This window comes from Pseudomonas sp. GW821-FHT02H09 (assembly GCF_059421425.1).
This window is the reverse complement of the sequence record NZ_JBWKVA010000010.1, coordinates 188113-214021: the sequence shown is the minus strand read 5'-3', so window position 1 is coordinate 214021 and position 25909 is coordinate 188113. Positions and strand designations below refer to the sequence as shown.

Below are 25909 nucleotides of genomic sequence, written 5' to 3'. Positions count from 1 at the left end.
TCGCCATGTCGGTGCATTTCCAGTGGCGCACCTCGCTATGCGCCGCGGACTTCCCGGCCGCGGCCTACGAGGCCTTGCGAAAACGGGTTGCGGACAGTACGCCGTTCAACACACTGGCCTGGCTGTGCCCGGCCGAGCGTGCACTGCGAACCGACGAGCACCTGCATGTGCTGCTGGCGTGGCAGGCCGGGGAATTGTGTTTGTGTCTGCCGCTGGTGGCGTCCCGCGAGCGCTTCGCCGGGCTGCCGTTTCGGGTGTTGCATCACTTGGGCTTCCCCCTCAGCGACCGTATCGCCCTGCTCGCCACCCTGCAAGCCGACAGCGCGCGGCAAGCGCTGCGAGAAATTCGCCACCGACTGCCGCACGCTCTGCTACAACTTAACGAGCTGACTGAAACCGAAGCCCGGACCAATATCCTGGCGCAGTGGAGGCGCCTGAGTTCTACCGGCGAACAGCGCCTCAGTTGCCGGGCCCCCATGCACCGGATCAGCGACACCGACCGCCAGGAGGTCTGCGGCGATACGCGCTACAAACTGCGTCGGGCGCACAAGCGGATCGCCGCCTGTGGTGCCGTGGTGCGACGGTTTTCACCCGATGCCACGAGCATGGGGCCATTGCTTGCGATCATTAGCGAGGTCGAGGCGGTCAGCTGGAAGGGCGACGAAGGGGTCGGGATTTTCTCCGACGCCCGGCACCGACATTGGATGGACGGGGCCTTTACCGCCCTCGCCGCCCAAGGCATGGTGCGGGTAGTGGTTCTGGAGCTCGATGGGCGTTGTATCAGTTACCGTCTCGGGTTGCTGGAACAGGGTCGGCTCTATGACTACAACCTGGCGTTCCTGCCGCAGTACGCCGATCTGGGCAGCGGCCGGGTGTTGCTCGATGAGTGGATTCGCTGGGGGCTGGACGAAGGCTGGCAATGGGTCGACGCGTCTCGGGTCAGTCTGGAAAATTCCAGCCACCAACTGCATGAACGCATGACCGGAGAAGTGGAACATTGGCGCTGGAGTTTCTACTCCTGGCGTCCCGGCGGCCTCTGTATGGGCCTGGCCCTGCGTCTTTGGCAAACACTCAAACCGCATCTGAAGAGGCTGCGGGCCAAACGTGCGGCGGCGCCCGACAAGCGTGACACGAGTACCCCAACCACACAGGAGGGCTACGATGCCTCAGCACGTCATAGTCAACGCTGACGATTTCGGACTCAGCGAATGCGAGAACGCGGTGATCCTGCGGGCCTTCCAGACCGGATTGATCAGCTCCGCCACCGCGATGGCCAACATGCCGGCGTTTGCCGCCGCCTGTTCCATGGCGCAACACCCCTTGCTGCTGGGGCGAATCGGCCTGCACTTCAACCTCACCTATGGCCGTCCGCTCAGCGAAGCCATACTCGAACAACCGATCTTCTGCACCGAAAGTGGTGAGTTCGACCTGGACCTGTCTCGCCGCAGCCTGTGGCTTACCCGCTCCGCCCGCGAGGCCGTGCTGCAAGAGCTGGAGGCGCAATGGCAACGCTGTCTGGAGCTGGGCCTGCAACCCAGTCACCTGGACTCCCACCAGCACGTGCACAATATCTGGCCCATCGGCGAAATCGTTGCGCGCTTTGCCGCAAGCCAAGGTGTCGCGATACGCCTGGCACGCAACCTCGGGCAAAATATCGGGCCCGGTAAACGCCTGTTCAAGACCTTGCTCAACCGGCGTCTTCGCAGCCTCGCCGGTACCACCGCCGACCACGTCTGCACCCCGGCCGATCTGCGTAATGCGCCACCACCGAGCAGCGGCGTGCTTGAGGTCATCACCCATCCCAACCTGCTGGGCGCCGATTTCGGCGATGAATACCTCAATCCTGGAGAATCGTTGACCCAGGTGCTGGAAAGTCGCCTGCCGGGTGTACCACGAGTGCCTTATGGCGGAGCAGGCAACGCACTGACGGGATCCTTTTAAAATCCTGCCGACAAAATAAAGCCCACATCCCGGGTAGCCTGTTTTGCTTGTTCAGCCCTACTCCTGTCCTAACGCATAGAGCAAGGACAGGCCCAAATGCACGATTGCATCGTCCGAATGGGTTAAAGAAGAAGTCCTGAGGTTGATCGGCTCTCCACCCTCTTCACCAGGGTGGACCATGCCTTGCAGCGTGAGATGAAGGGCCCATACCGGCAGCCAGATCGGTTGATCCTCAGGGCTTTTGTGCTGTCTTTCTATGGCATATTTCCCGTACATCCCGGCTTCACTGGTGAAAATTCCGAGCCGGGCTCTAGCCACACCGAACGGCGACTCAATACGCCATGAAGTACCGTCCTCAAGTATCTCAAAGGTCACCCCCCAACTATTTTTGGGGTGTTCGTCATCGAAAAGCGCCTTGAGCCTCCTCGTCAACCCGACCGCATAGTTTTCAAGCTGTCGGGCATCTTGCGCGGCGGATGTGACCGTGGCCCACTGCTCTTCCGTTATCGATTGATATCTCATGGCAACCTCCCGGCCTGCTCGGATTTTCAGTATGTCACCGCGAGCCGTACCTGCATCAACTAGACGAAAAAGCCCCGCACAGTGACTAATGCCAGTCAGTTAAGCTTTTTTGCGGTCCGTAGCAGCTGCCGAAGGCTGCGTTCGGTCTGGGCCGCACTATCAGGCACTGCAGTGTTACTGGTTAACCGTGGCGGCATGATTTGCGACTGCTACGCAGCCGAACGCAGCCTGGCGGCAGCTGCTACGGGAATGTGCGGAGCCGCAAACTCCTTAACTGACTGGCATTACGCACAGTGACAGGGCTTTTTTGCCGGGCATCAGGGCTTCAGCGGCCGCTCTTCATCCAGTTCCGACAGGCTTTTACCATCGTCTGGATGCTTCCAGGTTTGCGGCGGCGGATTTTCTTCCTCTGTAGCTTCTTCTTCATCCTCTTCCATGGACGGATCATTTGGCTCTCGGGGTTTGTTTTCAGTGGCCATACCTACCTCCTGTCCTTAAGGATTTCTCGTCAGTTTTGAGGATAGGACAAACTCATCCGCTTCGCTGTGGATGACAACTGATAACCAAAGCCTGAAAGGCAATGAAATCGATTTTCTATATCAGCGACAACGTGAGCTGATCGGGTTGACCATCGAAATACTGCTCAAGCGCTGTACGAAAAATATTGCCGTCGGCAGCGACAAGCTCGAAAAGGGTCATGCAAGAGTGGAATTTCAGGTGATCCGGAGTCCCGAATATCAACCGGATGGATGTTCCCTGAAGTTGCGTAACCAGTCGGGTACAGGCTTCCAGGCGTGGACCAAGCAGCGGATGACGCAGATACGCCGCGGCCTCCTCAAGGGAGCTGATGGCGTAAAGCCGGGACACCTCGCTGTGCCCCAGGCCAGCGTATTGCGGGAAGACAAACCACATCCAGTGGCTGTGCTTGTGCCCGCTGCGCAGCTCGGCCTGTACTCGATCAAAAACCGGGTCCTGCGCCTGGACAAAGCGCTGCAGGTGAAAGGGATCATCCTGGTCGGTGCTGTTCATATCAGTACACTCACCTCAGGCATCATGCATGGGTTCAAACCATTGCCAGTGGGTGCTTGCGCTTTGGAGCGCAGAACACCCGGTCAATCGCCTGCAAGTCCTCGGTGTCCAGTTTCAATGTCGCCGCAGCAGCATTGAGCCGGACATGCTCGGGCTTGACGGCTTTGGGGATGGCGATGACCCCGTCCTGACGCAGCACCCAGGCCAGCGCCACTTGCGCGGGAGTCACGCCATGAAGGTTGGCGATATGCTTGAGCGTCGGGCTGTTGAGCAGTTCTCCCCCCTGGGAGATCGGGCAGTACGCCATCAGCGGCAGATGGTGCTGCTGCCCCCAGGGCAACAGATCAAACTCGATGCCACGCTCTTCGATGTTGTAGAGCACCTGATTGGTTGCACAGGCCGCAGAAGCCAGCTCTTGCAGGTCCGCCAGGTCGAAATTGGAGACACCCCAACGTCCGATCTTGCCCGCCTCGCGCAGGCGCTCGAAGGCCTCGACCGTTTCTTCAAGGGGATATTCACCGCGCCAATGCAGCAGGTACGCATCGAGATAGTCAGCGCCCAGACGCCTCAGACTCCTCTCACACGCCAGGGGGATGCCTTTGCGACTGGCATTGTGCGGGTAGACTTTACTGACCAGAAACACCCGATCACGCTGACCACGGATCGCTTCACCGACGACGTCTTCAGCGCCGCCCTCGGCGTACATTTCCGCGGTGTCGATCAGCGTCATGCCCAGTTCAATGCCTGATCGCAACGCAGCCACTTCAGCAGCGCGCTGGTGCGGATCCTCACCCATGCGCCAGGTCCCCTGGCCGATGACCGGGACGGATACGCCTGCCAGATCGAGCGTTCGCATTGCAACCTCCTGATGACATCCGATGACTATCAGTGTGGCACCCGTTCAGCAAAGGGGGCGACAGGAGTGAAGGTCAAGGGCTGAACGTCAGACCCTATGACCGGTTTGGCAGCACGCGCCAAGAGGGTTGGCGAAAGGCTTTTTCCTCTCCAGAAAGCGATACGGCAATATGACCCAGCGTGGTTTCCGCTGAATACTTCTCGAGCGTTGAACAAAAGCCGATAAAAAGCAGACCACCCACCAATGCCGCAGAGTGAATGCTCCTGACATCGACATTCCTGGTGAAATAAAGGAATGCACAGGCGGCTGAAGATCCGAGCAGCCCGCCTGCAATGGCTTCTGACAGCGGGTGTACATACGGGGCCACACAATTAACCGTGAACCACCAACTGACCACCAGGCCGAGACCGGCTGCCGGCCATCGAAACCGCGGTTGTATCTGCCCGGCAAGCAGACTCAGCATGACCGGCACGACCAGGCTGAAATTCGTCGCGTGACCGCTAATGACCGCGATATCCAGGCTTTGCCAGCCAATGCCCCAGCCTTTGAAAAGGATCTTGCTCGCGCCAACAATGAGGTAGGCAAGGAGCAAAATCACGCCCCATAGCAGTGCCGACTTTCTTGACCTGGACACGCAAAGCCAACCCGTAACAACCAAAGCCGCGGGAATCATCACTGAGATGCCTGCGTACTGAGCGATTTCCACCAACCTCATACCTGCAACACCTTCAAATACTGGATGCCATCTGATCTGAACCGCATGACGGTCGTGTTCTGGCGAAAGAATCCGCGGAGGCTGCGGTGGAGCTTTCCGGGCAATGCTTCAGCCCTTCAGATCGTCCCTCCAGCGAGCTCATCACCTTGCTGTTCCAGCCAGCAGCCGCAACAGCCAACAGTGCCAGCACGAACAACACAACCAGTCCCGTTGCCAGTTTTAAAGTGGCTGACATGGCAATCTCCTTACCCGTGACACTGTCGTTCAACTCAAGCACTGGCGTCGCTGCGCCGTCCTGCGCAGGCAGGCGCTCGACTCACAGGCTGCGATGCCCAAGCGCTTCAAGACGCTCACCGCTCGACACCAGACTGCCAAACCGCCCGGACCTCACCTCTTCAGCATAGACATCGAGTTTGTTTTCGCCCGCGCGCAACACCGCCGTCATGCGCAGCACAGCCTGAGCATCTGCGTCATTCCCGGCCATACCCAGACGTTCGGCAATCCGCCGCAGTTCGACCGCAGACCACTTCAGGTCTGATGCGATGCCCTGAAGGTCACGCTTGAGGTCCTGCTCGGGTTTAGTCAGTAACATCGATCGTTCCCTTTAACATCGAAGCTCCAATGAGGGAGAGTGGTATCGATGATCGTCCCCTGGCGAAGGGAAAACCTTTTTTGCAAATAACCATTGATCACGGCCAGGTTTTTTTGCGGCCAACGGGTGTAATTCCAGCAGGTGCCGGAACACAGCGTTTCTCAACGCTTACTCACCCCAGCCAAGGGCATGGTGATTTTCTGCTCACGTTGCAGGAGTTTCATCAGCAGCACCACTCGCTCTTCTCCCTCCATCGCCAGGAAGATGGCTTCCAATTCGACAAACGGCCCCTCGTTGATACGCACCCGTTCTCCGCAGGCAAACCGAACCTCCACCGGAGCTCCGCTATCGTGCTCGCGAAGTTCTGCGATCAAGGCATCTTCCACAGGAAGCGGCTTGCCTCCAAAACTGACGATTCGCGATACGCCGCGGGTAGAACGCAAGGGCGCCCAGTTATCATCCGAACCGAGCTGAATAAACAGGTAACCTGGAAACAGCGATTCGCAAACAATCCGCCGCCGCCCCTGTACAACACGCTCGCGCCGGTGCGTGGGGCGAAAGCAGGTATATCCCTGGTTCACCAGATGGGTCACCGCCCGTTCGTCCTGGCTCGCCTTGCACTGGACCAAATACCACGGGCTAGCGGTGAGGTTCTCACGCTCGCTGATTCGAACAGCTGTTCCATTATGGGCGAACACAATGAGCCCCTTCTGCTTCATCTACCTTAAACTTCGAATTACTCATCATGGCTTCGCCCATACAAAAAAACAGTCCCGGCACTGCTCTGGTCAGCGCATTCGGATAACGCCTGCTTACGACATCGTCGGGTTTACATTTTCAAAGCCTGATGTACTGGATCAGCGACTTGTTAACCACCAGCAGCATTTCCTTGGGCACAGCCTTACGGGCCGGGCAACTAGCCAGTACCGTAACCAACCGAGGGGAAAGGAATAGGCGAATCATGAAAGCTTCGCCTATTCAGAACACCCAAAACCTGTAACCAACGACCAAATGTTAAAAAACCCTGAACGCCGGGCAAGACTCTTGTGCTCGCGGTGTCGGGCTCTTAACTATAAAAACAACCTTATAACGGCCGACACAAGAAAATCCGAAAATGTTATTTTTTGTCTGCATACAATCAATAATTGTTATTTTTTGTCTGCAAAGAACTGAAAATGTTATTTTTTGTCCGCATTAATCAATGGATAGTTTTTTAAGTGCAGCGCCCTATCACCGCTCGGCATTTAAAGGTTGAAGTCTTCGCAATTTCACAGTTATGATTTTCGACACTATTGCAAATAGTTGACGCGACAATGGAGGTTGCCTTGTTTAAAAAGATTTTAATCGTTTGCATTGGCAACATTTGCCGCAGTCCTACTGCAGAGAATTTGTTGCGAGACGCACTTATTCCATCCGACATCGAAGTTAGCTCCGCGGGTCTTCACGCGCTTGAAGACAGCCCCATCGAACCCACTGCCCGGGTGGTACTGGAGGAGCATGGCCATCTGCCAAAAGACCACAAAGCCAATCAACTGACCCCCGCCGCCATCAGCGAATCGGATCTGATTCTGGTGATGGAGCAGCACCACATAGACCGTGTTCTCAAGCTTGCGCCTGAAGCGCGCGGAAAGGTCTTCTTGCTGGGCAAGTGGCAGAACGACCGCGAAATCAACGACCCCTACCGTCAAGGCAAACCGGCCTTTGTGCACGCATACGCGTTGATTGAAGAAGCAGTAAACGCCTGGGCACGGCGTCTCGCACGCTAAACCACTCCTCGAATACTTGTTAAAAAAGAACCCACTTATGCAGCAAGCTCCAACATTAACCTCACATGACGATGATGATGAAATCGACTTGATGGGTCTACTCGGGACAGTGGTCGATCATAAATGGTTGATTGGCGGGATCACTGCTGCCTTTATGGCCGTTGGAACTGCATATGCGGTGTTGGCCACTCCTGTTTATCAGGCGACTGCCTTGATACAGGTGGAGGCAAAAAAAAATGACATGCTTGGTTTCTCCGATATCGGCAGCATGTTGGGTAAAGAGTCGCCTTCCGCCACAGAAATTGAACTAATCAAGTCGCGCGCAATCATCGGCAAAGTTGTCGATAATCTAACGCTCGATCTTACCGTCGAGCCGAATCGCTTTCCGGTGATCGGCGACTTTATTGCTCGTCGGTTCAAACCAGACGCTATAAATACGGTCGCGACGCCATGGCTTGGCATGAACAGCTTTGCCTGGGGCGGCGAAAAGCTGAAAGTATTTCAGCTCGAGCTCCCACAAGGGCTCCTGAGTCAGGAGCTGACGCTGGTCAGCGGTGAAAACGGCCACTTCACGTTGCTGGATAGAGACGACAATGTCCTGGTTCAAAGCCAGGTGGGTCAAGCCTATGACCAGGACGGCATCAAACTGCAGATCGAAGTGTTGCAGGCTAATCCTGGCACCACGTTCAGCATTGCGCGCGACCCACGCCTGACCAGTATCTTGAAGTACCAAAAGGTGCTTGATGTAGCAGAACGTGGTAAAGAATCCGGCATGATTGGCCTTGCTCTTGAGAGCACGGCCCCGGCTGAGGCCATTCAAATCCTCAATGAAATCGCCAGGCTCTATGTACGGCAAAATGTTGAGCGGACATCGGCCGAAGCCGCTCAAAGCCTGGAGTTTCTAAAAGATCAACTGCCTCAGGTCCGTCAAGATCTGGAGAAAGCCGAAAACGCCCTGAACAAGTATCAGATTCGTAGTAAATCCATCGATATCAGCCTGGAAGCCAAAGCCATTCTCGATCAGATCGTGGCGCTTGACACCAGCATCTCCGCACTGAAATTGCAGCAAGCGGAAATGGACCGCAAGTTTACCCCTCAGCATCCCGCCTATCGAGCCTTGCTCAGCCAAATAGCCGAGCTGACAGGCAAACAGCATGGCTTGGCCAAAAAAGTCGAGGGCCTGCCTTCAACACAGCAAGAACTCCTTAGCCTCACCCGCGACGTAAAAGTCAGCACCGAAATTTATACCCAGCTCCTGAATAAATCCCAGGAACTGGATGTGATGCGTGCCGGCACCGTGGGCAACGTGCGCTTGATCGATACCGCCGATGTGGATCTGCGCAAGCCGATTAAACCGAAGAAGGCCCTGATCGTACTCCTCGCCACCCTGTTCGGGACTTGCCTGGCGATTGCATTGGTGCTTTTTCGCAAGGCCCTTAACCGCGGTGTGGAAAATCCGGATCAAATTGAAAAGTTGGGATTGCCGGTGTATGCATCTATTCCTTTCAGCACGCTGCAGAAAGTTGAAGAAAGCAAAATCCCCCATGCCCGGGGCCGCGCCAACAAGACTGCACCCATACTGGCCAGCAGTCACCCCACCGACCTTGCGATGGAAGGATTGCGCAGCCTGCGCACCAGCCTGCACTTCGCCATGCTTGAAGCTGGCAATAATCGCCTGATGATCTCCGGCCCGAGCCCCAAGGTCGGTAAAACGTTCATTTCCGCCAACCTTGCCGCCGTCATCGCTCAAACCGGCCAACGGGTATTGCTGGTCGACGTGGATATGCGCAAAGGGTATCTGCATAAAATATTTGGAGTCCCCGCTGAAAACGGGCTTTCTGATTTACTGGTCAAGCGCTGCGACCTTGCAACCGCGATCAATAAAACTGAATTCGAACACCTTGACGTTATTGGCCGCGGACAAATACCGCCCAATCCTTCAGAACTGCTAATGCACTCGAACTTCAGTGCCTTTCTGGAGCAAGTCAGCGCCCAGTACGACATGGTGATTCTGGATACCCCGCCATTGCTGGCGGTGACGGATGCAGCCATTGTCGGTCGCCAGTCGGGCACCAGCTTGATTGTGGCGCGCTTTGCGCTTAACCCGGCTCGTGAAATTGAATTGACCATGCGTCGCTTTGCGCAAAATGGCATTGATTTGAAAGGCGCGATTTTCAATGGCGTTGAAAAACGCGCCTCAGCTAAATATGGCTATAGCGATTATGGTTATTACAACTACGAATATAAGTCAGAGAAAGTTTAAAGTTACACAATAGCCCTGATGATAGCTGCGCAAACCCTCTAACAGCATCCATAGCACCGTACTCTCTGCATCAGCAACACAAGATGCAGAGCCACTGATAACTCAAGCCGCTCTCAGGGACTAGCGTCTAATCCTGGGGCGGTAGCGTGCCCAAATCATAGTTATTACTGCTACTGATTGATTGTCGAAAAAGGCCTTATAAGTAGCCTTGCAAATTCCGTTAAGCCTGGCCATAGCCCCCCCTTCGCCAATTGTAAAAGACACAACATCCAATGCCGAAACAAAGCCTCACACGCGTTATTAATATCGCACTACGCGGTATAACACTCGCCAGCAAGTTTCTGTTGATATTTTTCTTGGCGAAATTTCTCGAGCCGGCGGAGCTGGGTCTCTACGGCTTGCTCACCGTCACTATCGGCTATGCACTTTATCTGCTGGGGTTCGACTTCTACACGTTCACCACACGGGAAATTCTTAAACGAGAGCGCCACGAATGGGGTGGACTGTTCAAGGACCAAGGCGCACTTTCGCTGGTACTTTACGCCATAGTCCTACCGCTGCTGAGCTTGATTTTCCTAGAGGGACTCCTGCCCTGGAGCGTCGCGGGCTGGTTCTTTATATTGCTGGTACTAGAGCATTTGACGCAGGAGCTGGGTCGCCTGCTGATAGCGATCTCGGAGCAATTGCTCGCTAGCGTCGTGTTGTTTCTCCGTTCTGGCATTTGGGCGGTGATCGTTACGTCGGTCATGTTTGTTCAGCCTGATACTCGCGATCTGGACTTTGTGCTTGGCGGCTGGACGCTTGGCAGCCTGGCAGCACTGTTGCTGGGTATCTATCGCTTAAAGCAGTTAAATATTTCCGGTTGGCATAAGCAGGTCGATTGGCAGTGGATTGGCAAAGGCCTGAAAGTCGCCATCCCCTTGTTGATAGCCACTCTGGCTATCCGCGGCGTGTTTACAGTGGATCGCTACTGGTTTGCGGACCTGACGAGCCTGGAAACCCTGGGCGCTTATGTGCTGTTTATGGGAATCAGCAGTGCGCTTCTGTCATTTCTCGACGCCGGCGTATTCGCCTTTATCTACCCCGGCCTGATCAGTGCGTATCACAACAAGGACGCTGTTTCTTTTCGTCTTAAGCTGCGTGCATTACTGTTGCAGACCCTGATGTTTTCAGGTGCGTTTGCGATAATTGCGCTATTGGTTATTGATCCACTTTTGATCTGGCTTAACAAGCCGTTATACCTTGAAAACCAAGGTCTATTTCCTTGGACCCTGCTAATCACGCTGCTCTATTCGCTGGGCATGGTTCCGCACTATGCGCTGTACGCACAAGGGCTCGACCGGCCGATTATTCATAGTCATATAGCCAGCCTGCTGATCTTTCTTCCAACAACCTGGCTCTTTTCCAGACACTGGCCCTTACAAGCGGTGCCATTGGGTCTGTGTGCCGCTTTCTTGCTGATCCTGCTGTGGAAGTGCTTGGCTTTTATCCGTTTGACCCCGGCGCAGTACCGATCGATTTCATCTACACCTATAACGCTTTTCAAAGGAACCCGTTAAATGCTTACTAACAAAACTATTCTCGTCACTGGCGGCACCGGCTCTTTCGGTAATACGTTCGTGCCCATGACGCTGGCAAAATACAACCCGAAAAAGATCATCATCTTCTCCCGTGACGAGATGAAACAGTGGGACATGGCCAAGAAGTTCGAAGGCGACTCGCGGGTGCGCTTTTTCATCGGCGATGTGCGTGACAAGGACCGCCTGTACCGGGCACTGGACGGTGTCGACTATGTGGTGCACGCCGCCGCAACCAAAATTGTACCGACTGCCGAGTACAACCCGTTTGAATGTGTGAAAACCAACATCAACGGGGCGATGAACCTGATCGACGCATGTATTGATAAAGGTGTGCGTCGCACTGTTGCCCTGTCCACCGATAAAGCCAGCAGCCCAATCAATTTGTACGGCGCGACCAAACTGGCGTCAGACAAAATGTTTGTCGCAGGCAACTCCTATTCGGGCGCTCATGACTCACGTTTCGCCGTGGTCCGGTATGGCAACGTCATGGGATCACGTGGTTCGGTAATCCCGTTCTTCATGTCGATCAAGAACAAAGGCGTACTGCCAATTACCGACGAGCGCATGACACGTTTCATGATCTCGCTCGAGGAAGCGGTAAAGCTGGTCTGGCACGCCTTTGAAGACATGGAAGGCGGCGAGATTTATGTGAAGAAAATCCCTTCCATGAAAGTGACAGATCTCGCTCGAGTGGTTGCCCCGGAGGCGGAGCAGAAAGTCGTCGGTATCCGTCCCGGCGAGAAACTGCACGAGCAGATGATCAGCGCCGAAGACGCCTATTACACCTACGAATACCCTCAGCATTTCAAGATTCTGCCGACGATCAATGGCTGGGCCACCTGTGCCAAGCGCATCAAGGACGGTACTCGAGTGCCGGAAGACTTCGTCTACGCCAGCGATAACAACAGCGAGTGGATGAGCGACGCCGATCTGGAAAACTGGATCGACATCAACCGCGAAAAGATCGGGAGCATCTGATACATGATTCCCTACGGCCGCCAAGAAATCACCCAAACCGATATCGATGCGGTCGTGGGTGTACTGCAATCCGATTTCCTGACCCAAGGACCGATGGTTCCTCGCTTCGAGCAAGATGTCGCGCAGCACGTCGGTGCCAGCCATGCCCTGGCAGTGAACAGTGCCACCTCGGCATTGCACATTGCCTGCCTGGCCCTTGGGCTTGGCCCGGGCGATCGGTTGTGGACCACACCGATCACCTTCGTAGCCTCGGCCAACTGTGCGTTGTACTGCGGCGCCGAGGTCGACTTTGTCGATATCGACCCGCGCACCTACAACCTCTGCCCGCAAGCGCTCTCGCTCAAGCTGGCACAAGCCGAACTCGAGGGCACGCTGCCCAAAGTGCTAGTGCCGGTGCATTTGTGTGGCCAGCCATGCGACATGCAGGCCATTCATGCACTGTCCCAGCGCTACGGCTTCAAGATCATCGAAGATGCCTCCCACGCCATTGGTGGCAAGTACCAAGGCGAGTTCATCGGCAACTGCCGCTACAGCGATATCACCGTATTCAGTTTCCATCCCGTGAAGATCATTACCACCGCCGAAGGCGGCATGGCACTGACCAACGATGGCGAACTGGCGAACAAAATGGCCCTGCTGCGCAGCCACGGCATCACTCGTGATCCGGCGCAGATGACTCATGAGGCCGATGGCCCCTGGTACTACCAGCAGATTGATCTGGGCTTCAATTACCGCATGACCGAACTGCAGGCCGCATTGGGAGTTACCCAGATGGAGCGCCTGGATCAATATGTGGCTCGCCGCCATCAACTGGCCCGCCGCTACGACGACCTGCTGGCCAGCCTGCCGGTCAGCACACCCTGGCAGCACCCGGACAGCTACTCCGGCCTGCACCTATACGTTATCCGCCTGCAGCTGGATCAAATCCAGAAGACTCACCGCCAGGTCTTTGAATCTCTGCGTGAGCAGGGTATCGGCGTCAATCTTCACTACATCCCGGTGCACACCCAGCCTCACTATGAACGCATGGGCTTCCAGCCTGAAGACTTCCCGCAGGCGCAAACCTACTACCGGGAAGCTATCAGCATCCCAATGTTCCAGACCATGAGTGATGTTCAGCAAGATGAAGTGCTCCAGGCCCTTAAATACTCTTTAGAGGCATAAGATGATCATTTCGCCATCACTCGAAGTGCTGAACAGATTGATTCAACATCAGATTCATAATTTGTTTCTGCTGGATGAAGCCGAAAGCGACTCTTTATCTAGATGTCTAGCCGAAGCCCTGAGCAAAACTGAAAAATGCTTTAGTCAGTCCTCAAACAAGTACTACATGAAAGACGGAAGGGTTTTCTTTTCCATCTATCACTCCGGGCAATACTGCATCTTCTTGTACTTCCTCTCCCGCCAAGTTTTTTTGGATAACCCAACAAACCCAGTGCTGGCCGATAAGATTTATTATTTAAACAAGACCCTGAATGGGGTGGACTTGTATTATGAGGTCTTGATGCCAGAGGTTTTCCATTTAGACCACCCGGTGGGCAGCGTGATGGGACGGGCAAGCTATGGAAACGACTTCACTTTCGCTCAGTTGTGTACGGTGGGCAATAACCAAGGCGTGTTCCCGAAGATTGGCAAAAATGTCCAAATGTTTTCGGGATCGAAGATTTTGGGGAAATGCTTAATCGGCGACAATGTCGTGGTCTCGGCCAATACTTATATAAAAGATACCGATATACCCGCAAACTCCTTGGTCTTCGGAAGCTCACCCAACCTCGTCATCAAGCCGAGGAACAATAGTTGACTACGAAAATTGCAGTAATTCCTGCTCGAGGCGGCAGCAAGCGCATCCCGCGCAAGAACATCAAGCTGTTCTGCGCAAAGCCGATGATCGCCTGGTCTATCGATGCAGCGCTGCAAAGCGGCTGCTTCGATCAGGTGATTGTTTCCACCGATGATCCAGAGATAGCCGAGGTGGCTCGTCACTATGGAGCCACGGTGCCCTTCATGCGCCCCGCGGAACTGTCGGACGACCATACCGGCACCATTCCGGTCATTCAACACGCCATTGAATGGTTCAATGCCCAAGGTCAACCCGTTGAGCACGCTTGCTGCCTGTATGCCACCGCCCCTTTCGTCAGCCCCGAAGATATCCGCCGCGGTTTTGGCACTCTCAACGATGCCGGCTGCGATTACGCCTTTTCGGTAACCAGCTACGCCTTCCCGATCCAGAGAGCGATTCGCCTGAATGCCGAGGGTCGGGTCGAAATGTTCAGTCCGGAGCATTTCAGCACCCGCTCTCAGGATCTTGAAGAAGCCTGGCACGACGCCGGGCAGTTCTACTGGGGCCAGGCCGATGCCTGGCTGCAAGGCCGGATGATCTTCAGCCCGGGCTCGATGCCCGTAGTTCTGCCACGGCACCGCGTACAGGACATCGATACGCCGGAAGACTGGGTGCGAGCCGAATGGTTGTTCAAGGCCATGCAGGCTGAAACGCAGTGAAGATGCAGACAATGAAGGTCGCCTTCCGCGTCGACGCCTCACTGCAAATGGGCACGGGGCACGTCATGCGTTGCCTGACCCTGGCCACTGAGCTCAAGTTGCAAGGCAGCGAATGCCGGTTTATTTGCCGCGAACATCCCGGCAATTTGATCGAGCATATCCGCAGCAAAGGCTTCCAGGTCCATGCCTTGCCTCTCACGGGCTCGGCAGGGGCGAACTGGATTGGCGTCAATGTGCCGACCGCTGAGCCACAACTGGCACATGCCGCCTGGCTTGGCTCCACTCAGGAAAAAGACGCCGCCGAATGCACCGCCATCCTCGGCGAGTTGATACCTGACTGGCTGATCGTCGACCACTATGCGCTCGATGCTCATTGGGAAACTGCACTGAAGTCGCATTACCGCAGACTGATGGTGATCGACGATCTGGCTGACCGTCCACACCAGTGCGATCTCCTGCTGGATCAGACCTTCGGGCGCAATGCCAAGGACTATGCACCTTGGCTCCCTGACGCTTGCACCCTGCTCTGCGGCTCGCAATATTCCCTGCTACGACCCGAGTTCGCGGCCTTACGCGCCTACAGCCTGGAGCGTCGGAAAAAACCGCAACTCAAACACCTGCTCATCACCATGGGCGGTGTGGACAAGAACAACGCCACCGGGCAAGTTCTGCAAGCGCTCAAATCCACTGAACTACCAGACAACTGCCGGATTACCGTGGTCATGGGGTCCACTGCTCCCTGGCTTGCCGAAGTTCGCCAACTGGCCGAACAGATGCCGTGGTCCACAACCGTCAAGTCAGGCGTCAGCGATATGGCCCAGCTGATGGCCGAGAGTGACCTGGCGATCGGTGCTGCAGGGGCCACCACCTGGGAACGCTGCTGCCTGGGTCTGCCGACCGTGTTGGTCGTTCTGGCGGATAACCAGAAAATGGCCGCAGCAATTCTGGATAAAGCACAGGCAGTCGTAACGCTAAGTCTTGGAAAGCACCTGATAGCAGAGTTGGTAGAAATAATCAGTGTGCTTCGGCATGACAAGTGTCGCATGAAGAACATCACCGAGCACGCCAAGCAAATTACAGACGGCACGGGCTGTCAATTTGTCGCAAGCACGCTGGACAAGCTGAATACTGAAAAATGGAGCATGTAATGCAGCTACTTGGAAAACTGCGCGATATAAAACAGCAGGAGCTTGAACTAATGCTCAGCTGGCGTAATGCTCCCAACGTGCGGGCCAATATGTATACCCGCCACGAAATCAACATGGACGAACACCTTGCTTGGTGGGCACGAATTCAGCAGCGCGACGACCAGCGATATTTCATGTACGAAGCAGCTGATATACCGCTCGGCATTATTGGTTTTAACGGGATCGACAGAACCAGCGAAAACTCAGCCTGGGCGTTCTATGCATCTCCCGAGGCACCGAAAGGCACCGGCAGTAAAATGGAATTCCTTGCTCTGGACTGTGCGTTTGGTGAACTTGGCCTTCATAAACTTCATTGTGAAGTGCTCGCCTTCAATGCCCCGGTCATCAAACTGCACCAAAAATTTGGCTTCAGCGTAGAAGGCATACTTCGCGAGCACCACAAAATCAATGAAGACCTTATCGATATATATCGGCTGGGCCTGCTTGCATCTGAGTGGACTGAGAAGCGTGCCGACATGTTGGATAAATTGGTAAAACTCTCCGGGAGAAGCGCATGAATCCGAACATTTCAATTGCAGGGCGAAAAATTGGCCCCGATTACGCTCCTTACATCATCGCCGAGCTCTCCGCTAACCATAACGGCAAGCTTGAAACCGCGCTAAAGATCATCGAAGAAGCGAAAAAAGCCGGTGCTGATGCGGTCAAGCTGCAGTCCTATACTGCCGATACCATCACCCTCGATTGCGACTCTGAAGACTTCCAGATCCGCGGTGGTCTATGGGATGGCAAGACGCTCTATCAGCTTTACAAGGAAGCCCAGATGCCTTGGGACTGGCATGCGACACTGTTCGAGCATGCTCGCAAACTGGGGATCACCATTTTCAGTTCGCCCTTCGATAACACCGCTGTCGACCTGCTGGAAAACCTCAACGCACCGGCCTACAAAATTGCTTCCTTTGAGGCAGTTGACCTGCCCTTGATCAAGTACGTTGCCAGCACTGGCAAGCCGATGATTATCTCCACCGGTATGGCCGATGCCGAAGAAATCCAGGAAGCCATCGACGCCGCTCACGAAGGTGGCTGTAAGGAACTGGCCATTCTTCACTGCGTCAGTGGTTACCCCGCGCCAGCCGCTGATTACAACCTGCGTACCATTCCCGACATGATGCGCCGCTTCGGTTTGGTCACAGGCCTGTCCGACCACACGCTGGACAATACTACCGCCATCGCCAGCGTAGTGATGGGCGCGTCCATCATCGAAAAACACTTCACTCTCAACCGCAGTGGCGGTGGTCCGGATGACAGCTTCTCGCTCGAACCGGCGGAGTTGGCTGCGCTGTGCCGCGACAGCAAGACTGCTTGGGCAGCATTGGGCCAAGTTGATTACGGGCGCAAATCCAGCGAACTGGGAAATGTGAAGTTCCGACGGTCACTATATTTCGTGAAGAATTTGAAAGCTGGGGACGTGATCACTCCGGAGGCTGTGCGAAGTGTCCGGCCAGGCTTTGGTGCTTCTCCAAAGCAAATAGAAAATGTGCTTGGAAAGCGGGTAAATATAGCAGTTAGCATAAATTCACCAGTACGTCTGGAGGACGTAGAATAATACGCGCCCAAGCTGTCGTGTTCGTACTGGAAAGATTAACTTAAACTTTTTTTGCAGAAAATTATCTAGAAATCTCCTCTTGTACCACTGCTTGGCACTGTACCTATTCTGCACTCCCAATAATGGGTTCGGACAACTGACAAAAAAGGCTGATCAGGGACAATGAAATTCGCCTTCATCGAAAATCGCTACAAAACAGTATTTTGGATCGCTCTGGCTCATGAACTACGTTCACTAGGGCACAGTGTCGTTTGGTTGGTGCAAAACCCGGTATTTATGCCTCCCGGGGATGCCATACTCACAATACCCTTTCCTCGCCGTACCGACTTGAGCGATGCTGGACAGGCAAATGGCTTAGATCGAGTCAGGCGCGCCGATCGCTATATCAATTACTTTGGCGGCGACGACCGGCACTATCGTTACTACAAGACAGCCATTGATCGATGGCTTGATCATGAGCGACCAGAGGTGGTGATCGGTGAGAGCACTCTATTTCATGAGTTAATCGTCATTGACGCGTGTCGCCGCCGAAATATTCCTTATTTCCACCCCTGTATGCTGGGCTATCCAAGTGGTCGTTACTCAGTCTATACATATGACAGTAAAGTACCGCTTGAGCATAACAATGAATTGCCGAGCGAAGCCGATTGTCTTGCACTTGCTGAGGCCATTCGTAAGCGCGAACGCGTGCCCGACTACATGATTCCACCTTCCGGTCTAGAACCTGAACGGACTCTCCCCTTGCCTCGTTCAACGAAAGATCGTTTGACCATATTGCGTGGATATCTGTCTGGCGAGCGTTTCAATACACCGGCCCCATGGCGAAAATGGTCACTTGACCGGCAGATACAGCAACGATTAAAAACCTGGCAACGGATTGCTACCGCCAAGGCGAAGGAGAGCAAGGGACAACGTCTTGCACTCTATCCCTTGCAACTGCAGCCGGAAGCGAACATTGACCTCTGGGGGCAAGAGTTTCGTGATCAACCCAAACTCATTGCTCAACTTGCGGACGCTTTGCCCATCGGCTGGCATCTATGGGTAAAAGTCAATCCCAAGGCCAAGTACGAACTTAGTGACGAGCTGCTCGAAGTACTGCACACCCATCCTAAAGTATCGCCGATCCCCCTTCATGAAACCATGGCAGTTGTATTCGACAAGGTGGATCTCATATGCACCGTCACAGGCACTGTTGCTGTGGAATGTGTATTGTCCGGAAAACCGCTAGTACAAATTGGTCCCAGCATTGTAGAAGAAGGGCCGGGTTGTGCACGGATCGGAAAACCCACAGAAATCACCGAAGTAGTTCGACGAATCGAAATGAATCAATTTACTCTTGCCAATGATGAAGAGCGCGTGCGATTGATCCAGCGACTTTATGCAACGAGCTTCCCGGGCATAATATCGGACCCATTAAACATGCCCGCAGTCATGGCGACAGATAACGTCCGCTCAGTAGCCAACACCCTATTGGAGGTAGCTCAAACATGCGTATAAACTTAAGATACGCAGATTCTATCAATACCACTGACAATACCGTAAAAGAAAAATAACAAGATAGCGCACTAATACGCTGGAGATGTGGCACCACAGATATTCTGAAACAACAATGATTGAGCATAAATTCCACACCAACGATAATCGCCTCATCTCCAGCCCCGTTTTCTTCTCTAAACTTCAACCTCGAGAGGGCTGACTATTGCGTACTTAGAAAGAAACAGCAGACCGCATAAACCCTTAAGTCATTCCAAGCGAAAAAACATGAACGATTTTCCGGCAAAACTCAAAATTCTTCATCCACTAAAGATCTACCTTATAGGTCTATCAATTTATCTGCTTCTTTGGGTTATTGCTCCAATTGATTTTAATTTTCAAGGGGATGGAAAATCAATAATTATCTTTCCGCTATACAACGCATTATTTATTCTTGGCCTAATAGCTGGATACAGAAGAAAAAGCGGGTCTTTCTCTTATATCTCGTTCAACAAAAGCAAAATGCACAGCCTAGTCAACACAATTTTCGCTCTAGGTTTTTTTGGATTATTGGTACGGTGCTTTGAAAGAGTTTTTATTCGGTCCGGTGGAGCAATAAGTACAGACTTCATGGCTAATCGGGAGATGATCTCATCCGGCGGATCAGGCAGCGTGGCACTAATTGGGTCGTTATTATCTTCATTTCTTTTTTTCTTACCATTCTTTATTTTTCTGTCCCGCTCAGCGGGACTTCGTCACCGCGCCCACTATCCAATGATATTCATCTCCCTACTCAATCCGTTATTTGACGTCACCTTCCAAGGGACGAGAAGTAGCCTGGTAATGTATCTGAGTATATTTACAATATCAATAATAACAACCGGAACGTTAAATATTAACGTAAAAAAAATAATAGTAGGCCTTGTGCTTTCAGCAGCATTAGTTTGGTTTGGCGGATCAATATTTTGGGAGAGAACAATTCAAATTGGACTTGATCCCATCAAGTCAATGCAAACATCAGGTTACGCTATGTTCGCTCCAGCAAGCGACTCAGTAGTAACCTATTTGACCCATGAAGACACAAACATACTGTCAGGTTTTTTATTTTCAGCCGTTAACTTCTGCCAATACATACTGCATGGGTCGTACGAATTTTTTTATCTAGCAGCACGCACGGATGAGATGACAACGTTCGGACTTCAAACCCTATATATACCTGCCAAAATAATCGTCAGCATTTTTGGAGGAGCGGACATTGAACCAATAATTGCCAAATCCGTACTGAGGCCAGGTGTATATACGACGTTTTTCGGGCCGATACTGTATGATTTCGGGCCAATTGGTGGAGCGTTAGCGAGTTTGTTTTTTGGAGGTCTCACAGGCTTTCTACATCGATTAGTTTATAGAAGGAAAATAATGTGGACACCGCTCTACCTTATCTTTAGTGCTTTCCTTCCATTTGTACTTGTCGTAAATTTATTTACCTCAGGTGGCGGGCAATACGCAATAATTTCAGCTCTACCACTGGCATTTTTGATAAAAACAAAACTCCGAAATAAAAGCCCCAAGCAAACGCTGAAAAAGACTCCCCTCACGAATCGAACGGTTGAGCTCCGATGAAACAGATGTCCCGCCGATGCCAAGTAAGCTGGCAAACGTAAGCAAACCCACCGTGAGCGTTTCCTGATCGAGATGGATCAGATCGTGCCATGGAAGGGCTTGATTGAATTGATCGAGCCGCATTATTCAAGGGGTGAAGGCGGTCGTCCGGCGTATCCGTTGTTTATGGCCATGTTGCGGGTGCATTTGATGCAGAACTGGTTTGGTTACAGCGTCCTGAGCATCAGCATCGAAGGTTGATCTGGTCGATTGCCGCACTACCCCGCACGTATAAAAAGACGCTAAAAAGAGCTTGATCGGCCATCTGCGATGCAAGATCGAATATGCGAAATCGCAAGTACAGGCCAAGGCTGAACATTCGCCTCGGGTGATCAAGCGTCAGTTTGGCTATACGAAATTATGCTTTCGTGGCTTGTCGAAAAACATCGCTCGGCAGGCGACGCTATTCGTATTGTCGAATCTATGGACAGCGCAAAAACGATTATTGAATACAGGAGAGGTACACCTGTAACGCGGACTAATCGATCTGAAGCAGCGAGATTAAAGAAAAGCAACCTGGATTAAAGGCAGGAAAGGTCTGATTTTCGAGCAAGTCAGCATTTTTAAACCTCAAACAAAGAGGGCATCAAAAATCGGTGGGCACCTCAGACCTTCCTTAGGCAACCACAACCAATTTAATAAAAATTCGAACCCAAACTAAATCCTTCCGGATCACCTGAAAAAAACACGCGTTCAAACAATCCAGAGTCACTCCGCAGAAAGGCAAAATATGAAAGTCGCAATCATCCATGACTGGTTAGTTACCTTTGCAGGTGCAGAGCGAGTGCTCGCCGAGATCATAAATATCTGGCCTCAAGCTGATTTAGTATCGGTCATCGACTTTCTCTCCCCCCAGGACCGATTAAAAATAAACGGCAAGTTCGCTAAAACAACGCTAATTCAAAAACTACCAAAAGCAAAAACAAAATATCAGTCTTACTTGCCGATGATGCCGTTCGCCATAGAGCAGCTAGACGTTTCCGATTACGATTTAATAATTAGCAGCAGCCATGCTGTTGCCAAGGGTGTCATTACCGGCCCCGACCAACTACATATTTGTTATTGCCACTCACCCATTCGCTACGCGTGGGATATGCAAAATCAATATTTGAGTGAAGCAGGCCTTGATAAGGGGATTAAAGGCTGGATAGCGCGCGCGTTACTTTTTAAAATCAGGAACTGGGATCACCGGACCTCGAACGGTGTAGATTATTTTGTCTCAAATAGCGATTACATTGGCCGTCGCATTCGGAAAGTCTACAGCCGCGATTCAAAAACCATATACCCGAATGTCGCAATTAGCGAGTTCCCTCTAAAGAAAGACAAGGAGGACTTCTACCTAACGGCCTCTCGAATGGTTCCTTATAAGAAAATGGACCTGATTGTTCGAGCGTTCGCAGGTATGCCTGACCTGAAACTGATCGTAATCGGTGAAGGCCCTCAATACGACAAAGTTAAACTGGCTGCGACCAGCAATGTAACCATACTGGGTTATCAGGCATTTGATGTGCTGCGTGATTATATGCAACGGGCCAAAGCCTTTGTCTTCGCTGCAGAAGAGGACTTTGGAATTATACCGGTTGAAGCACAAGCCTGCGGCACGCCTGTAATTGCATTCGGCAAAGGAGGCGCCCTTGAAACCGTTATCGATGGCAAAACTGGCCTTTTTTTCAGCGAACAAAGCGAACAATCAATACAGGAGGCAGTCAGGAGATTTGAAACCGAATTCGAATTCAACCCTGAAGCCATCCGTCATCACGCCGAGCGTTTTTCCACCGAACGCTTCAAGACAGAGTTCAAAGCATTTGTTGATGACAAGTGCGCCGATTTTTTTGAGTTCAGGAAGAACAGCTAAATGAACGCCCAAATCACCCCCGTCATCATTGCCGGTGGCAATGGCTCCCGCCTGTGGCCACTGTCGCGCCAACTTAACCCGAAACAGTTTTTGCCGCTGGCCGATACCGATTTTTCCATGCTGCAGGCCACAATAAAACGTCTTGAGGGACTCGATGCCGCGGCACCACAGCTTATCTGCAACGAGCAGCACCGTTTCCTCGCCGCCGAACAAATGCGCCTGTTGGGTATCGAACAGACCAATATCCTGCTCGAACCAGTCGGCCGTAATACCGCACCGGCCATTGCCTTGGCGGCATTGCAGGTCTACAGCGAAACTGAAGACCCGATACTGTTAGTGCTGGCGGCGGATCACCTGATACAGGATGTTCAAGCGTTCCAGGCCAGTATCCGGACGGCCTTGCCGCTGGCGGAGGCCGGCAAGCTAGTGACTTTCGGGATTGTCCCCACTCATCCGGAAACCGGCTACGGCTATATCGAGAAAGGAGACAGTGTTGATGCCGGTGGTTTCGCGGTGAACCGTTTTTTTGAAAAACCTGACCTGCTTACCGCACAGGAATATCTGGCTAGCGGCAGCTATTTTTGGAATAGCGGGATGTTCATGTTCCGCGCCAGCCGCTATCTGGAAGAGCTGCAGCTTTACCGACCGGACATTCTGGCAGCTTGTAGGGAGGCTTTAGCCGGTGGTTCGCAGGATATGCACTTCACGCGTGTCGACCAAACGGCCTTTGCCGCCTGCCCGGAGGACTCCGTCGACTATGCGGTGATGGAAAAGACCGCCGATGCGGTCATGGTGCCGCTGGATGCAGGCTGGAGCGATATCGGCTCCTGGTCGGCACTCTGGGAGGTCAGTAAGAAGGACAAGCAGGGTAATGTCTTCAAGGGCGATGTGCTCGACCAGCATTCGCGCAACACGTATGTGCATGCGGATAGCCGCCTGGTAGCGACTGTCGGCGTGGATGACCTTGTGATAGTGGAAACCAAGGATGCCGTCCTGGTCGCCCACAAGAACCATGTACAGGACGTAAAGAAGATCGTCGAGCAATTGAAGACGGTTTCACGCAATGAGCACATCAACCATCGCGAGGTATATCGCCCATGGGGGGTATATGACTCCATCGACAATGGTCACCGATACCAGGTCAAACGCATCACCGTAAAGCCAGGCGCCAAGCTATCGGTACAGATGCATCATCATCGTGCCGAGCACTGGATCGTTGTCAGCGGTACCGCCAAAGTAACCAATGGCGACAAGACCTATCTGATCACGGAAAACCAGTCCACCTACATTCCCATTGGCCAGATCCACGCCTTGGAAAATCCGGGAGTCATCCCTCTGGAATTGATTGAGGTCCAGTCCGGCTCTTACCTGGGTGAAGACGATATAGTGCGCTTTGAAGACAAGTATGGCAGGGCGTGAAAGCGTTTCTGCATTGGCGATTTCCATAGAGTAGAAATCCTGTGAAAATCCGAATGCCCCTGATACAGCTCTTCTCAAGCAGCTCTAGCTTGCCATTCATACACGTCCTACCTCTAAAAACCCTCAGTGATTATTCTTTCGTAAGCGATCCATAAACCACACATGGCAAAAAAGCGATGTGTGTATTTAGCGCGCTTTCCACGGCAGCAAGGCTCCCTAGTCTTCTGCTGTTGGCTTTGGCGGTTTCTACCAGACTATAAAGTTCTGCACCACATACCCATTAACGAGAGGCAGACCAGCGAACATGTTAGAAAACGTCAGACATGTCAGGCGTCCTACACAGGTATTCTAGGGGCAATAAACGCAAAATGAATGCCACTGAAGATAGACCCGGAACGGCGCTCTATTCGGGCCCGAATCCATGACTATGCTTCAAGCTACCGGACGCTCAAAGCTCGTTGCCTTGCACTCACATTTCTGAGTATCACCGCAAATACAGACGATGCATCAAAAGGAATCTTCCATGACCAAACTACTCGCTTCCGCCCTAATGCTTGCTTTAAGTACCTGCGCCCTGGCTGCTGAGCCTCCCGCGGTATCTCCTTCTACAAGCGCACCGACTAAGCCCTTAACAAGCACTCCCTTGGCCACCCCGACAGGTGTCTTGGGTGGCGTTACCACATCGACTGCCATCGGTATTGGCGTCGCTGTTGCAGCTGGGGCCGCTGCGCTGTCATCCAGTGGCGGTAGCGGAAACAATGGCGGCGCCACCGGCACTACCGGAACCACCGGTACTACCCGCTAAGCGCGCCCCAAGGTCGATAGTCTTCGACCACCCGGAGCAATCCGGGTGGTTGAGTTTTGATGTGTTCCCTCCACAAGTGTCCCCCATCATGATTCGTAGTTTGTCGCTCGCTGTGCTTGCAGGCGTTGCCCTGCAAGGCTGTATGTTCGCACCCGGTCAACACCTGGACACTAGTAGAATAGTGAACGATGGCTCACCGGAAAGCAGTCGGGTCGAGTTGATTCCGATAACGCCCAAACTGATTGCTCAGAACATGGCGACAAAAAGGGACGTTTCGGTGCCGGCCGAGTTGTTGGCGTTCCATCCGGGGGCTTATCGGATCGGCGCCAACGATGTGCTGTACATCACTGTGTGGGATCATCCGGAGTTGACTGCGCCGTCGGGGCCACAACAACAAATTGATGCCAACGGCCGTCTTGTACGTCCGGACGGCACTATGTTTTATCCTTATGTTGGCAATGTTCAGGCAGCGGGTAAAACCATCGAAGAGCTGCGCGCTTTTATTGCTGATCGCCTGAAACAATACATCGACAGCCCCCAGGTTGACTTGAGCGTTTTACGGTTTGCCAGTCAAAAAGTAGTTGTTTCCGGTGCTGTTTTAAACGCCACTCCACAGCCCATTACTACTTCGCCGGCCAGTGTCGTCGAGGCTATCAGCGCCGCCAATGTCGACCCATTGAATGCCGACCTTTCCGGTCTGACGCTGACCCGCGACGGGCGTCAATATCGGCTGGATCTGGACGCACTTAACAGCAAAGGCTCGCAGTTGCAAAACGTCTATTTGAAAGACGGCGACCAGTTGTACCTTCCCTACAATGACCGTAAAAAGATCTACGTCATGGGTGAGGTCAACCAGCCACGGGCGCTCACGTTCAAAATCAATCGGATGAATCTGGCGGATGCGGTCGGATCAGTCGGTGGACTGAACCAGACCACGTCCAATGGCAATGCGCTTTATGTCATTCGGGGTGCCGAAAACCTTGAAACCGAGCCGGCAAAAGTCTTTCAGCTGGACGCCGAATCGCCTACCGCTTTTGCCCTCGCCAGTCGCTTCGATCTGCAACCCCAGGATATTGTCTACGTCGGCCCTGCCGGGGTGACCCGCTGGAACCGCTTGATCAGCCAGTTGGTACCCTCCGCGACCATCCTGGGTACCGGAGCAGCGGCTCAAAACGACATCAGTGCAGCTAGCAGCCGATAAGGTTT

The 25909-nt window shown here is 53.2% G+C and carries 25 protein-coding genes and 2 pseudogenes; 18 read left to right on the top strand and 9 right to left on the bottom strand.

From position 1 onward, the window contains the following. Window positions 1-5: 5 nt before the first annotated feature. Both AC07VR_RS16185 and AC07VR_RS16180 read left to right on the top strand, forming a co-directional pair. Window positions 6-1190 (top strand): GNAT family N-acetyltransferase, encoded by a 1185-nt coding sequence (locus tag AC07VR_RS16185; protein WP_495011811.1) that lies wholly within the window; start codon window positions 6-8, stop codon window positions 1188-1190. After that, on the top strand, window positions 1162-1941 hold the full coding sequence (locus AC07VR_RS16180) for a carbohydrate deacetylase (protein WP_494994823.1): 780 nt from the start codon (window positions 1162-1164) through the stop codon (window positions 1939-1941). The genes AC07VR_RS16185 and AC07VR_RS16180 overlap by 29 nt, the downstream gene beginning before the upstream one ends. 57 nt (window positions 1942-1998) lie before the next feature. On the opposite strand, the gene AC07VR_RS16175 is transcribed toward AC07VR_RS16180, so the two are convergent. From AC07VR_RS16175 to rfaH, 9 genes and pseudogenes are all read right to left on the bottom strand, one after another. Beyond that, window positions 1999-2463 carry a hypothetical protein gene (locus AC07VR_RS16175; protein ID WP_495011810.1) on the bottom strand — a complete coding sequence of 155 codons (465 nt, stop codon included), beginning with the start codon at window positions 2461-2463 and terminating at the stop codon, window positions 1999-2001. Window positions 2464-2780: 317 nt separating this feature from the next. Further along, window positions 2781-2942, bottom strand: coding sequence for a hypothetical protein (locus AC07VR_RS16170; RefSeq protein ID WP_494994845.1), 162 nt, complete (start codon window positions 2940-2942; stop codon window positions 2781-2783). Window positions 2943-3057: 115 nt separating this feature from the next. Continuing rightward, window positions 3058-3492: a DUF1810 domain-containing protein gene (locus AC07VR_RS16165; protein ID WP_495011809.1), complete on the bottom strand. Its 435-nt coding sequence runs from the start codon at window positions 3490-3492 to the stop codon at window positions 3058-3060. 34 nt (window positions 3493-3526) lie between these two features. Next, a complete protein-coding gene (locus AC07VR_RS16160) occupies window positions 3527-4348 on the bottom strand; it encodes an aldo/keto reductase (RefSeq protein ID WP_495011808.1) in 822 nt (273 codons plus the stop codon). A gap of 94 nt (window positions 4349-4442) precedes the next feature. Next, the gene (locus AC07VR_RS16155) at window positions 4443-5063 is read right to left on the bottom strand and encodes a hypothetical protein (RefSeq protein ID WP_495011807.1); all 621 of its coding nucleotides are present in this window, start codon (window positions 5061-5063) and stop codon (window positions 4443-4445) included. A gap of 13 nt (window positions 5064-5076) precedes the next feature. Further along, on the bottom strand, window positions 5077-5298 hold the full coding sequence (locus tag AC07VR_RS16150) for a hypothetical protein (RefSeq protein ID WP_495011806.1): 222 nt from the start codon (window positions 5296-5298) through the stop codon (window positions 5077-5079). Window positions 5299-5379: 81 nt separating this feature from the next. After that, entirely contained in the window at window positions 5380-5655 is a 276-nt protein-coding gene (locus AC07VR_RS16145) for a hypothetical protein (RefSeq protein ID WP_495011805.1), read from the bottom strand. Between the two features lie 2 nt (window positions 5656-5657). Continuing rightward, window positions 5658-5805 (bottom strand): annotated as a pseudogene (locus AC07VR_RS16140) (IS5/IS1182 family transposase); the annotation flags it as partial. 11 nt (window positions 5806-5816) lie between these two features. Then, the gene (gene rfaH / locus AC07VR_RS16135; protein ID WP_495011804.1) at window positions 5817-6374 is read right to left on the bottom strand and encodes a transcription/translation regulatory transformer protein RfaH; all 558 of its coding nucleotides are present in this window, start codon (window positions 6372-6374) and stop codon (window positions 5817-5819) included. Window positions 6375-6980: 606 nt separating this feature from the next. Here rfaH and AC07VR_RS16130 point away from each other — a divergent pair. From AC07VR_RS16130 to AC07VR_RS16055, 16 genes and pseudogenes are all read left to right on the top strand, one after another. Beyond that, window positions 6981-7421, top strand: a complete 441-nt coding sequence (locus tag AC07VR_RS16130) for a low molecular weight protein-tyrosine-phosphatase (protein ID WP_495011803.1) — start codon at window positions 6981-6983, stop codon at window positions 7419-7421. A 37-nt stretch (window positions 7422-7458) separates the two neighbouring features. Continuing rightward, a complete protein-coding gene (locus tag AC07VR_RS16125; RefSeq protein ID WP_495011802.1) occupies window positions 7459-9684 on the top strand; it encodes a polysaccharide biosynthesis tyrosine autokinase in 2226 nt (741 codons plus the stop codon). Between the two features lie 272 nt (window positions 9685-9956). After that, entirely contained in the window at window positions 9957-11243 is a 1287-nt protein-coding gene (locus tag AC07VR_RS16120) for a lipopolysaccharide biosynthesis protein (protein WP_495011801.1), read from the top strand. Next, window positions 11244-12242, top strand: coding sequence for a UDP-N-acetylglucosamine 4,6-dehydratase (inverting) (gene pseB, locus AC07VR_RS16115; RefSeq protein ID WP_495011800.1), 999 nt, complete (start codon window positions 11244-11246; stop codon window positions 12240-12242). 3 nt (window positions 12243-12245) lie between these two features. Then, window positions 12246-13406, top strand: coding sequence for a UDP-4-amino-4,6-dideoxy-N-acetyl-beta-L-altrosamine transaminase (pseC, locus tag AC07VR_RS16110; RefSeq protein WP_495011799.1), 1161 nt, complete (start codon window positions 12246-12248; stop codon window positions 13404-13406). A gap of 1 nt (window position 13407) precedes the next feature. Continuing rightward, entirely contained in the window at window positions 13408-14043 is a 636-nt protein-coding gene (locus AC07VR_RS16105; protein WP_495011798.1) for an LbetaH domain-containing protein, read from the top strand. Next, entirely contained in the window at window positions 14040-14741 is a 702-nt protein-coding gene (gene pseF / locus AC07VR_RS16100) for a pseudaminic acid cytidylyltransferase (RefSeq protein ID WP_495011797.1), read from the top strand. Before AC07VR_RS16105 ends, pseF begins: the two co-directional genes overlap by 4 nt. Window positions 14742-14752: 11 nt before the next feature. Then, window positions 14753-15889, top strand: coding sequence for a UDP-2,4-diacetamido-2,4,6-trideoxy-beta-L-altropyranose hydrolase (pseG, locus tag AC07VR_RS16095; protein WP_495011796.1), 1137 nt, complete (start codon window positions 14753-14755; stop codon window positions 15887-15889). After that, a complete protein-coding gene (gene pseH / locus AC07VR_RS16090; protein WP_495011795.1) occupies window positions 15889-16446 on the top strand; it encodes a UDP-4-amino-4,6-dideoxy-N-acetyl-beta-L-altrosamine N-acetyltransferase in 558 nt (185 codons plus the stop codon). The genes pseG and pseH overlap by 1 nt, the downstream gene beginning before the upstream one ends. Next, entirely contained in the window at window positions 16443-17492 is a 1050-nt protein-coding gene (pseI, locus tag AC07VR_RS16085; protein WP_495011794.1) for a pseudaminic acid synthase, read from the top strand. The genes pseH and pseI overlap by 4 nt, the downstream gene beginning before the upstream one ends. 162 nt (window positions 17493-17654) lie before the next feature. Continuing rightward, on the top strand, window positions 17655-18989 hold the full coding sequence (locus tag AC07VR_RS16080) for a hypothetical protein (RefSeq protein ID WP_495011793.1): 1335 nt from the start codon (window positions 17655-17657) through the stop codon (window positions 18987-18989). A 264-nt stretch (window positions 18990-19253) separates the two neighbouring features. Beyond that, window positions 19254-20585 carry a hypothetical protein gene (locus tag AC07VR_RS16075; protein ID WP_495011792.1) on the top strand — a complete coding sequence of 444 codons (1332 nt, stop codon included), beginning with the start codon at window positions 19254-19256 and terminating at the stop codon, window positions 20583-20585. A 63-nt stretch (window positions 20586-20648) separates the two neighbouring features. Beyond that, window positions 20649-21096: pseudogene (locus AC07VR_RS16070) on the top strand (transposase). A gap of 258 nt (window positions 21097-21354) precedes the next feature. Continuing rightward, on the top strand, window positions 21355-22479 hold the full coding sequence (locus AC07VR_RS16065) for a glycosyltransferase family 4 protein (protein WP_495011791.1): 1125 nt from the start codon (window positions 21355-21357) through the stop codon (window positions 22477-22479). Then, window positions 22480-23898 (top strand): mannose-1-phosphate guanylyltransferase/mannose-6-phosphate isomerase, encoded by a 1419-nt coding sequence (locus AC07VR_RS16060; protein ID WP_495011790.1) that lies wholly within the window; start codon window positions 22480-22482, stop codon window positions 23896-23898. 893 nt (window positions 23899-24791) lie between these two features. Then, complete coding sequence (locus AC07VR_RS16055; protein ID WP_495011827.1) at window positions 24792-25904, top strand: polysaccharide biosynthesis/export family protein; 1113 nt, start codon at window positions 24792-24794, stop codon at window positions 25902-25904. Window positions 25905-25909: the final 5 nt, after the last annotated feature.